The 250-nt window shown below is 65.6% G+C and carries 1 protein-coding gene; it reads right to left on the bottom strand.

Annotated elements, in window-relative coordinates:
• Nucleotides 1-250: hypothetical protein (locus tag KVT34_RS30710; RefSeq protein ID WP_217563346.1), on the bottom strand; the 250-nt coding region annotated here is incomplete at both ends.

Raw genomic sequence — 250 nt, 5'->3', positions numbered from 1 at the left:
TGGCCGCGGCGACTCTGGCGAGGAACGAACGGCGGTCGCTTCCGGATGCGGAGCTGGATGACATGTCGATTCCTTTCGGAACGGTTCCGGGCAGGCCAGGGCGATCCGCCCCATCGGCTCCCGCCCGGCGCAACGCGATTACCGTAGCCCCGAATAGCTTGCCTAAGCAAGCAACTTGTTTCCGGGTGCAGTGCGACCCCGGACATGCGCAGACCCTTGGCAGTCCGCCGGAGAACCGGCCTTCAACACC

The organism is Paenibacillus sp. GbtcB18, from assembly GCF_019091125.1.
GTDB lineage: Bacteria > Bacillota > Bacilli > Paenibacillales > NBRC-103111 > Paenibacillus_F > Paenibacillus_F chitinolyticus.
Note: the sequence above shows the minus strand (reverse complement) of the source record. Positions and strands in the feature narration are given on the sequence as shown.